1 protein-coding gene is annotated in these 983 nt (G+C 48.0%); it reads left to right on the top strand.

The features are described 5' to 3' along the window. The first annotated feature begins 47 nt into the window (after positions 1 to 47). Positions 48 to 767 (top strand): hypothetical protein, encoded by a 720-nt coding sequence (locus DW657_RS16625; protein ID WP_089545312.1) that lies wholly within the window; start codon positions 48 to 50, stop codon positions 765 to 767. The last annotated feature ends 216 nt before the right edge of the window (positions 768 to 983 follow it).

A 983-nucleotide genomic window follows, 5' to 3' on the forward strand; every position in this document is an offset into this window, starting at 1 on the left:
ATTACATAAGAATTAACAGAGTATTGATCACATAAATAAGAGAGATTATGAAGAAGATTTTAGATATGAAGAAGATGGGTGCCTTGGCACTCGGTTTGATGGCTTTTGCTCCTGCTGCCATGGCACAGGACGAGGTAGAAACTTCTATCGGTGCTGATATCGTAAGCCAGTACTACTGGCGTGGTCAAGATTTGGGAGCCGTTTCCCTGCAGCCTACATTGGGTATCGGATATAAAGGTCTGTCTCTTACTGCTTGGGGAAGTGTAGGTCTTTCTCAGCCGGAAGATACCAAGGAGTTTGATCTTACCTTGGCATACGAGACTGGTGGTTTCCATATCGGCGTAACCGATTACTGGTTCAACTCTCCTAACGAGAAGTATTTCGCTTACAAGGCTCACGAAACTTCTCATGTTTTCGAGGCAAATGTAGGTTATGACTTCGGTCCGCTTGCCTTGAACTGGTACACCAACTTCGCCGGCAACGATGGAGTCAACAAGGATGGCGACCGTGCTTATTCATCTTATCTCGAGGCTACCGCTCCATTCAAGTTGGGTGGTTGCGACTGGGAGGCAAGCATTGGTGCTGTTCCATTTGCCACCACCTTCTATGGTGATGCCAACGGTTTTGCCGTAACCCACGTAGGTGTCAAGGCTACCAAGGATATCAAGATTACCGATTCCTTCTCTGTTCCTGTCTTTGCTCAGGTAGCTGCTAACCCTAGCACAGAGAAAGCTTATCTGGTAGTAGGTTTCACCCTGCAGCCATAACCCCGTACGCCCTGAAAGGGCAGAAGCTCCTAGCCCAGGGCAGTCGCCCTGGGTAATGTTGGCAAAAAAGTCGCCCTGAAAGGGCAAAAGCTTTCAATTTCAAAGCTTTTGCCCTTTCAGGGCGACTTTTTGTATTGTTCTAAAACCCAGGGCGTTGCCCTGGGCTAGGAGCTTCTGCCCTTTCAGGGCGTATTGGATATGACTTATGATAAACCC

This window comes from Prevotella sp. AM23-5, from assembly GCF_003473645.1.
GTDB classification, from domain to species: domain Bacteria; phylum Bacteroidota; class Bacteroidia; order Bacteroidales; family Bacteroidaceae; genus Prevotella; species Prevotella copri_A.

What these genes read in the sequence shown, in the direction of transcription:
- DW657_RS16625 (WP_089545312.1), top strand. Translation starts at nt 48, where the DNA reads ATGAAGAAGATTTTAGATATGAAGAAGATGGGTGCCTTGGCACTCGGT.